8 protein-coding genes are annotated in these 9,947 nt (G+C 35.2%); 4 read left to right on the top strand and 4 right to left on the bottom strand.

Annotated features, from left to right (window positions below):
- Positions 1-10 precede the first annotated feature (10 nt).
- The 3 genes from leuC to leuA form a co-directional block, all read right to left on the bottom strand.
- Positions 11-1,411, bottom strand: coding sequence for a 3-isopropylmalate dehydratase large subunit (leuC, locus tag A9G11_RS08745; protein WP_065619219.1), 1,401 nt, complete (start codon positions 1,409-1,411; stop codon positions 11-13).
- A 161-nt stretch (positions 1,412-1,572) separates the two neighbouring features.
- Complete coding sequence (gene leuB, locus A9G11_RS08750) at positions 1,573-2,652, bottom strand: 3-isopropylmalate dehydrogenase (RefSeq protein WP_065619220.1); 1,080 nt, start codon at positions 2,650-2,652, stop codon at positions 1,573-1,575.
- A 69-nt stretch (positions 2,653-2,721) separates the two neighbouring features.
- Complete coding sequence (gene leuA, locus A9G11_RS08755; RefSeq protein ID WP_065619221.1) at positions 2,722-4,269, bottom strand: 2-isopropylmalate synthase; 1,548 nt, start codon at positions 4,267-4,269, stop codon at positions 2,722-2,724.
- Positions 4,270-4,721: 452 nt separating this feature from the next.
- Between leuA and nfsB the strand changes: the two genes are divergently transcribed.
- Positions 4,722-5,366 (top strand): oxygen-insensitive NAD(P)H nitroreductase, encoded by a 645-nt coding sequence (nfsB, locus tag A9G11_RS08760; protein WP_065619222.1) that lies wholly within the window; start codon positions 4,722-4,724, stop codon positions 5,364-5,366.
- Between the two features lie 53 nt (positions 5,367-5,419).
- Here nfsB and A9G11_RS08765 read toward each other — a convergent pair whose 3' ends face one another.
- Positions 5,420-6,280 carry a hypothetical protein gene (locus A9G11_RS08765; protein WP_065619223.1) on the bottom strand — a complete coding sequence of 287 codons (861 nt, stop codon included), beginning with the start codon at positions 6,278-6,280 and terminating at the stop codon, positions 5,420-5,422.
- Positions 6,281-6,847: 567 nt separating this feature from the next.
- Between A9G11_RS08765 and A9G11_RS14805 the strand changes: the two genes are divergently transcribed.
- From A9G11_RS14805 to A9G11_RS08780, 3 genes are all read left to right on the top strand, one after another.
- Positions 6,848-8,347 carry a hypothetical protein gene (locus A9G11_RS14805; RefSeq protein WP_065619224.1) on the top strand — a complete coding sequence of 500 codons (1,500 nt, stop codon included), beginning with the start codon at positions 6,848-6,850 and terminating at the stop codon, positions 8,345-8,347.
- A 613-nt stretch (positions 8,348-8,960) separates the two neighbouring features.
- Positions 8,961-9,083: a hypothetical protein gene (locus tag A9G11_RS14210; RefSeq protein ID WP_255308537.1), complete on the top strand. Its 123-nt coding sequence runs from the start codon at positions 8,961-8,963 to the stop codon at positions 9,081-9,083.
- Positions 9,074-9,947: hypothetical protein (locus A9G11_RS08780; RefSeq protein WP_141674388.1), on the top strand; the 874-nt coding region annotated here is incomplete at its 3' end. The genes A9G11_RS14210 and A9G11_RS08780, both read left to right, overlap by 10 nt.

The raw sequence follows: 9,947 nt of genomic DNA on the forward strand, positions 1-9,947 counted from the left end.
ACAAGTCTCCTTAAAATGGTTTGCGAATATCAGTAAAATGGCCAGTAATAGCGGCAGCTGCTGCCATAGCAGGACTCACTAAATGCGTTCTGGCATCACGGCCTTGGCGACCTTCAAAGTTACGGTTACTGGTTGACGCACAGCGATCACCTGGCGCTAATTTGTCATCATTCATCGCTAAACACATTGAACAACCCGGTAACCGCCATTCAAAACCAGCATCAATAAAGATCTTATCCAATCCCTCAGCTTCTGCTTGTTCTCTTACCGGCCCAGAACCTGGAACAACCAAAGCTTGTACACCTTGAGCAACTTTACGGCCTTTTGCGACGTTTGCAGCAGCACGTAGATCTTCAATGCGTGAATTGGTACATGAACCAATAAATACTTTATTGATTTTAATATCGGTCATTTTGGTACCCGCGGTTAATCCCATATAAGTTAACGCACGTTCAGCAGAGTGTTTTTCAATAGGATCAGTAAAGTCATTAGGATTTGGTACAGCTGCATCAATTGAGGTCACTTGACCCGGATTTGTACCCCATGTAACTTGTGGTGCAATATCTTTACCTTCTAAAGTAACTACTGTATCAAAATGAGCGCCTTCGTCGGTTTTTAAGGTTTTCCAGTAGGCAACCGCTTCCTCAAAATCTTTACCTTTTGGTGAAAATTGACGACCTTTTAAGTATTCAAAAGTCACTTCATCTGGCGCTATAATACCAGCTTTAGCACCCATCTCAATCGCCATATTACACAAAGTCATCCGACCTTCCATCGATAAAGATCGAATAGCATCACCACAGAATTCAACTACATGCCCAGTACCACCGGAACTAGTTGTTTTACCGATAATTGCCAAAATAATATCTTTTGCTGTAATTCCTTTTGCGACGTGTCCTTTTACTTCGATTTTCATGGTTTTGGCTCGAGCTTGTTTTAGTGTCTGTGTAGCAAGAACGTGTTCAACTTCAGAGGTTCCGATACCAAATGCTAAAGCACCAAAAGCACCATGTGTCGCAGTATGAGAATCACCACAAACTATGGTCATACCAGGTAATGTCATCCCTTGTTCTGGTCCTACTACATGGACTATACCTCGTAATGGGCTTTGTAAACCATATAATGACACGCCAAACTCTTGGGCATTTTTAGCTAGTTCGGTTAATTGTATACGCGCCATTTCACTACAAGCATTCAGATCGTTACTTTTGGTTGAAGTGTTATGATCCATGGTTGCAAATGTTTTATGTGGTTGGCGAACCTTACGATTCATAGCGCGTAAACCATCAAACGCTTGTGGTGAAGTGACTTCATGGACTAAGTGGCGATCAATATATAAAATGGGCGTTTCGTTAGGTGCCTCATAAACAATATGCGCATCATATAATTTTTGATACAGTGTTTTTGACATTGCAGATTCCTTTTTATTTTACAGCTGGTACTAAGGACTAACTATAATGATATTTGTTTGCGATCAGAGGTTTTAACCAAAAGCAGAAAAATATTAATAAATCTCGATTGAGATTTTATTTAAAATAACGCTTCAATATAAGGTCAAAACTACTCCTACCATTAAATTAGTTTACAAATTATATCGCCCATTTCATCAGTAGAAATTGATTTTTCTTTTTGGGTAAGATCAATAGTACGATAACCTTTTTCTAATGCTTGATTTACAGCAGCCTCAATTGCTGAAGCAATATCATCACGTTTTAAACTATAACGAACTAACAGTGCTAACGACAAAATTTGTGCTGCAGGATTAGCAATATTTTTCCCTGCAATATCAGGCGCACTACCACCTGCGGGTTCGTATAAACCAAAACCTTGTTCATTAAGGCTTGCTGACGGTAACATACCCATTGAACCGGTGATCATGGCACATTCATCAGATAAAATATCACCAAATAAATTAGAGCATAAAACCACATCGAATTGTGAAGGATCTTTAACTAATTGCATAGTCGCATTATCAATATACATATGCTCAAGAGCTACATCTGGATAATTTTTAGCTACTTCAGTTACCACTTCGCGCCATAATATTGAAGTTTGTAACACGTTAGCCTTATCAACTGAAGTGACTTTTTTACGACGCAACCGAGCGGCCTCAAATCCCATTTTAGCAATTCGTTCAATTTCAAAACGGTAATACACCTCAGTATCAAAAGCTCTCTCTTGAGCTCCCGAACCTTCACGTCCTTTAGGTAAACCAAAATAAATACCACCAGTTAGTTCACGCATACATAGAATGTCAAATCCACGTGCAGCGATATCAGCTCTTAGTGGGCAAAGATCTTCTAAACCTTGATATAAGCGAGCAGGGCGCATATTGGCAAATAATTTAAAGTGTTTACGTAATGGTAATAAAGCCCCTCGTTCAGGTTGCTGATCCGGTGGCAAATTGCTCCATTTTGGACCACCAACAGAACCAAATAAAATGGCATCAGCTTTCTCACATCCTTCAAGCGTCTCTTTAGGTAGAGGACAACCATGAATATCAATAGCTGCACCGCCAACATCATACTCACTGGTGGTAATAGCAAGATTATATTTGTGACGAATAACATCAAGCACTTTATAGGCTTGCTTCATAACTTCTGGACCAATACCATCACCGGGAAGTACTGCAATATGGTAATTTTGTGACATATTCATTCCTTAACAATCTAATTTAATTTGAATCGTTTCATTATTAAAGCAACGAAACAATAGTTAATATTAATCATGATGTAATTTTTGTTTTTCTTGAGCGACCTGATTTGCTCTATAAACATTATTTAATACATTCACTAATGCTAAAGCTGACGAGTGAACAATGTCAGTAGCTAATCCAACGCCATGGAACTTACGTCCTTTATATTCGGCAACAATATCGACTTGCCCTAAAGCATTTTCACCTTGTCCTTTAGCTGCTAATTGATATTTTACAATTGAGATCGGTTCTCCTGTTATGCGATTTATAGCTTGATAAACCGCATCAACTGGTCCGTTGCCGGTTGCGGCATCTGAGAATTTTTGATCGCCAATTAATAAGCTCACTGAGGCGGTTGATACCACAGTTGATCCTGATTGCACGTTAAAATAATCTAAAACATAGTGATCTTTTTCATCTTTTAATTGATTGATAAAAATTAACGCTTCTAAATCATAATCAAACACTTGGCCTTTTTTATCAGCTAATTCTAAAAATGCTTCATACACCTGATCTAAATTATAATCATTATCATGATAACCTAACTCTTCTAAACGATGTTTAACGGCTGCTCGCCCAGAACGTGAAGTTAAATTCAATTGAATTTGATTCAGGCCAATTGATTCTGGCGTCATGATTTCGTATGTTTCGCGGTTTTTTAATACTCCATCTTGATGAATCCCCGAAGAGTGAGCAAAAGCATTACTGCCAATAATGGCTTTATTAGCGGGGATGGGCATATTAGTAATTTGGCTGACAATTTGGCTGGTTCGGTAAATTTCTTGATGATTAATATTAGTGTGAACATTTAAGATATTTTGACGGACTTTTATCGCCATAATGACTTCTTCTAAAGCCGTATTACCCGCACGTTCACCTAAACCATTCATAGCACCTTCAACTTGTCTTGCACCTTCTTGGATAGCACTAATTGAATTTGCTACCGACATTCCCAAATCATCATGGCAATGCACCGAAATAATCGCTTTATCAATATTTGGCACGCGTTCAAATAAAGTACGGATAATGCCACCAAATTGATAAGGAACGGTATAACCAACAGTATCAGGAATATTGATTGTCGTAGCACCAGCCTTGATTGCGGCTTCTACTATTTGGCATAAATGATCAATTGGAGTACGGCCAGCATCTTCGCAAGAGAATTCGACATCATCGGTATAATTACGCGCCCTTTTGACACAATGAATTGCTCTTTCAACAACATCTTCAAATGTCATTTTTAATTTATCTTTAACATGTAAGTTAGATGTGGCCATAAAGGTATGGATTCGAAACTGATCAGCAACTTTTAATGCTTCAGCGGCAACATCAATATCTTTATCAATGCAACGGGATAGCGCACAAACACGACTATCTTTTATGGTTTTAGCAATGGTTTGTACTGACTCAAAATCCCCAGGTGATGAAACCGGAAAACCAACTTCCATTACATCAACTCGCATTCTTTCTAATGCTAAAGCAATTTGTAACTTTTCTTTAACACTTAAACTTGCTTGTAATGCCTGCTCACCATCACGTAATGTGGTATCAAAAATTATGACTTGATCGCTCATTGTTTTTCCTTTCTTAGTGGCGCTATCATGGAATTTCATGCTTTAAAAACAAAAAACCCGCACTTTAGCGCGGGTTCTTGTTAATTTGTCGAGTTGCTCTAAAACTATCACTTTACTCCACATACAAGCTATCCGCGCAAAATATTGCGAGGAGGAGGTTGAGTCGGAGAGTTAATAATTTAATCAACATGCAAATCTCTAATTGTGTAAAAGATAATATTAAACTGACGATATTTTTACCAAATGATATTGAATGTGTCAATGATTATTTAATAATAGTAATAATATATTGCAAATGATAATACTATAAAAGAAACCGTTATTTATTGTGTTATTTACAATAAACCTAATTTGATTGTGGTTTATTATTTAAGAAAATATATTGTAATAATAAGTTGAGTGATGCATTTTTCGAATTATAATGAAGTTACACTATCTACGGAGACATAATCATGAATATTGTCGAAATTTCACAGCAACGTTATACCACCAAGCATTACGATAAAACAAAAAAAATCCCTGCCGAAAAGCTTGAACAGCTTCTTACTGTTTTGAAAAATAGTCCCTCATCTGTTAATTCTCAGCCTTGGCATTTTTTTGTGATTGATAATGATACAGCCAAAAATAAAATTTTACCTGCAATTGCTGAGTTTAATCACCCTCGGATAACAGATTCTTCTCACACTATCGTCTTTTGTGTTAAAACACCTTTAGATGATGCACATTTAGTCAATCTACTTAATCAGGAAGATAAAGATGGTCGATTCCCTTCTGAGGATCTTAAACATGCTCAAGATCAAGGTAGACGTTATTTCGTTAAGCTCAATAGTCCAACATCTGAAGCACAACTTTGTTGGGAAAGTAAGCAGACCTATATTGCATTAGGGCAATTATTATTTGCTGCTGCGGCAATTGGTGTTGATTCTACTGCTGTTGAAGGTTATGACTCAGCGAAAATGGATGAGATTTTAGGTCTCAAACAAAAAGGGCTAAAAAGTATCGTGGTAGCAACATTAGGTTATCGAGCTGAAAATGATGGCAATGCTCACCGACCAAAATCACGTCTTCCTAAAGAACAAATTTTTACCTTTTTATAAACAGATCATAATCCCACCGAGTAATGGGTGGGATTGCTTAAAATTGCTTTATATCATTTCTGATAATAATTTTTATATTGCTTAAGTTTTTCTTCCAAAGCTTGCCGTTGTTCTGCGGTAAATTCTTCATAAAAAAAGAAATAACCACTATATTTTTGCACGGAAAATGAATAACCTTTTGGCGCCTTCTCGATTTTATAAAATTCATCATATTTTATATAAGAAACGGATATTTTTTGCTTAAAAATAAATTCTAGACGATCATCATAAAAAATACAGGTCATATTGCGAAAACGCTCATTTAGCGATGAAACACAATCTTTTGCCCCATTTTTGGCATTATTTATAAAGATTACAAATGAAAAAAAAGAAAGAAAGAAAAGTAGTGCAGCTGAAGAAAGACTACTTGTAACAAATAAGATCCCCAAAAATAGAAAGTTAATAGATAAAATTAAATAGCATTTTGTTATGTTTCTTAATAGATAACGAAATAAAGTATAAATACGATTATAGTCAATCACGTAATCTTCAATTGTCGCTATTTTCGGTTCTTGGTTTTTACCCAAATAGGAAGCCAAATATTTTTTAACAGCCACTAAATCAGCTGGTTTAAACAGATCATAACTCAGAAAATCAAAACGCATGTTATTGCTAAAAAAAATAAACCCGTTTTTGGTTTCTTGTATCTGAAACAGCTGTGAATAATAAAAAGTGCTTATTTCATCTTTATCTTTGTTCAGCTTTACCATTTTTTCATCATCAAAAATGAAGGTGAAATTACGCATATTATTAGCGATTGAATCATCTAATTTTTGTGTAAAATCATCATCCAAACTGCCCCATCGAGCATAATAAGAATCTATCAAATATTGTCGATCGATATGACAATCAACTGTAATTTGTTTATTATTCATCCGAGCTTCCAAAAAATGACATATATAAATAAAAAAAACTATCAAATTTATTTAATATTAAGTATATACGAAACTAATTAAACTGTATGTAATACAATTTAATAACAATTAAGTTTTCAAGCGAATTCGATAAATCACCCTAGACCTAGCACTTAGAATCGTTACAATTTATGTCATCAATTAAAATAGCAAATTATTACTGATTTGTTATTAGTTAACAAAAAACGAGTAAGATTTAATCACATAATCAATTTAGATAGTTTTAATTATCTCGATTTAACCATTTATCTGATTAAAGGCTTTATTACGTAACCATTAAGAAAAAATGAGCTAGTTTGTAATACATTCATTCTTTACACTTCATTACATAAATGTTCCCCATAATTTTTGAAATGCTTTTAGAGTATCTATATAATTATCTCAACTTAAGTTTATCGTTAAGTGGTTGAGTTAGATATTTAACTTCAGGCTATTTTATGACTAAACGAAGCACAGAACAATGTAAAAAATTAATAAAAACAAAAGGTAAGCATTTTATATAAGGGTTTTTTATGATAAAATATAGTTATGTGGCCAGCCAGCCAGCCAGCCAGCCAGCCAGCCAGCCAGCCAGCCAGCCAGCCAGCCAGCCAGCCAGCCAGCCGATTATTGGGTTTAATAAGAGCAAGTAGATTAAAGCGAACCCGTCTTTTTCAACTGATATTTTTATCATCTTCATTTCTTATCTTAAATAATGCACAAGCCTTATCAGCAACAACGCTAAGAGAAATCAACGGTACTGCACCTTATTATACGTTAGATAGTGGTGCAACAAAGGTGCTGAATCTGAATGATTTTTTAGGGCTGACATTATCAGATAACACTAAAATTACGCCTTCAACAACATCCAGTGCAACTAATCCAATTATTTTACCGAATGAATCAGATACATTTGCAAGTGTAGTGACTCTGATCCCCACAAACAGTTATCCCTCAATCAGTTTTGATAGTTTGGTGAAAAATTATAACTATTGGTTAGATGAAGATGGGGATAAAAATCCGTCAGCAACCGGGGATTTGAAACTCACCTGGAAAACGGTATCAGGTCAAGATGTAACCAGTAGTATTAATTTAGCCGATAGATTAAATCCGTGTGATTCACCTTATACATTGACAATTGAAGCGACAGCTACAACACTTCAAACCCAATATGGTGTTCCACGGGATCGTAGTTTGACTTCAAGTTCTCACACTTATTATATCAAACCGAATTTTCCTCCGTATGTGTGTTATGCGCAACCCAATTTAGATCCAGGAGATAATAATTGGAAAGGTCCAGCACACCAATGGGATCCAACGAAGGGTTTTAAAATACAAACACGTGATATTAATCAAAAAGATAAAAATTTCCCAAAAATAGCATCAGATAGTCTGTTTTTTAAAATGAAAATCTATGACGCGACAGCTGCTGATATCATTAATATCAATGGTAGTAAAGTGTATTCTCAATATGGGAAAGGTGTAACATTAGATTTAACCGCCGAAAGTAATGATACTTTACGTGTTACTCTCAGAGGTCCAAACAGTAAATCTAACGGTAATGAAAGAGAATATTCAAATTCAGCGTTTGCGATTTATGCCGATCAAGCCAAACAAAAAATCTTATATACATTCGAAATATCACGTTGGGTTGTTGCTAAACCAGGTCAAACACATCCTTACAGTTCAGCATTAGATTATTGTAATAATTATTATACAAATTATGGTTTAGCTGGTGTCAGGGATTTGACCAATGCAACTACTCATACTGCGGAGTCAGATTGGAATATTGGTGATTCACCAAATAATCATTTTACACGCTGGATTAGTTATTTTACTTCAATAGGATATGTTGGTGGCATAATGAATGAGTGGGGCAATCTTTATGGAGGATATTATCCGGGCAGTGAATGGGAACTAGGTGATTATTATACAACAGACATAAGTAAAGTAGGTGATCAACTCAATGTTTACTCAGGAACAGGGGATATAGATATATCATTTGCAAACATGTACAGCCAACGGGCAGCATGTATAAATTGGCATTAAATAAATTAAAATGTAAAAACACATCCTGTATAGGATGTGTTTTTTGCGCATATTTTGTACAATTATAAAAAGAATAGAAAAATAGTAATATAAATAAAACGATAGGATTTTAATTAAGTACAAATAAACAACATCAATATGGTGATGAACTTAATCATTTTATTTTATAGATAAGTTGTAATAGTAATTAATGTAAATAACCCTAGACCTAGCACTTAGAATCGTTACAATTTATGTCATCAATTAAAATAGCAAATTATTACTGCTTTGCTATTAGTTAACAAAAAACGAGTAAGATTTAATCACACAATCAATTTAGATAGTTTTAATTATCTCGATTTAGTTTTTATCTGGTTAAAGACTTTATTACGTAACCATTAAGAAAAAATGTGCTAGTTAGTGATGTATTCATTCTTTACACTTCATTACATAAATGTTCCTCATAATTTTTGAAATGCTTTTAGAGTATCTATATAATTATCTCAACTTAAGTTTATCATTAAGTGGTTGGGTTAGATATTTAACTTCAGGCTATTTTATGACTAAACGAAGCACAGAACAATGTAAAAATTTAATAAAAACAAAAGGTAAGGGTTTTATACAAGGGTTTTTTATGATAAAATATAGTTATGTGGCCAGCCAGCCAGCCAGCCAGCCAGCCAGCCAGCCAGCCAGCCAGCCAGCCAGCCAGCCAGCCAGCCAGCCAGCCAGCCAGCCAGCCGATTATTGGGTTTAATAAGAGCAAGTAGATTAAAGCGAACCCGTCTTTTTCAACTGATATTTTTATCATCATTTCTTATCTTAAATAATGCACAAGCCTTATCAGCAACAACGTTAAGAGAAATCAACGGTACTGCACCTTATTATACGTTAGATAGTGGTGCAACAAAGGTGCTGAATCTGAATGATTTTTTAGGGCTGACATTATCAGATAACACTAAAATTACGCCTTCAACAACATCCAGTGCAACTAATCCAATTATTTTACCGAATGAATCAGATACATTTGCAAGTGTAGTGACTCTGATCCCCACAAACAGTTATCCCTCAATCAGTTTTGATAGTTTGGTGAAAAATTATAACTATTGGTTAGATGAAGATGGGGATAAAAATCCGTCAGCAACCGGGGATTTGAAACTCACCTGGAAAACGGTATCAGGTCAAGATATAACCAGTAGTATTAATTTAGCCGATAGATTAAATCCGTGTGATTCACCTTATACATTGACAATTGAAGCGACTAATACCACACTTCAAACCCAATATGGTGTCCCGCGGGATCGTAGTTTGACTTCAAGTTCTCACACTTATTACATCAAACCAACTTTTCCTCCGTATGTGTGTTATGCGCAACCGAATTTAAATCCGAGCGCGGATAAATTTAAAGGACCGGCACACCAATGGGATCCGTCGCAGGGTTTTAAAATACAAACACGTAATATTGCGGAAAAAAATAAAAATTTCCCGACAATCGCATCAGATAATCTATTTTTTAAAATGAAAATCTATAATGCGACAGCTAACGATATCATTAATATCAATGGTAGCAAAGTGTATTCTCAATATGGAAAAGGTGTAACATTAGATTTAACCGCCGAAA

The sequence above is a fragment of the Gilliamella sp. wkB108 genome (assembly GCF_001690195.1).
In the GTDB taxonomy this organism is placed as follows: Bacteria; Pseudomonadota; Gammaproteobacteria; order Enterobacterales; family Orbaceae; genus Gilliamella; species Gilliamella apicola_L.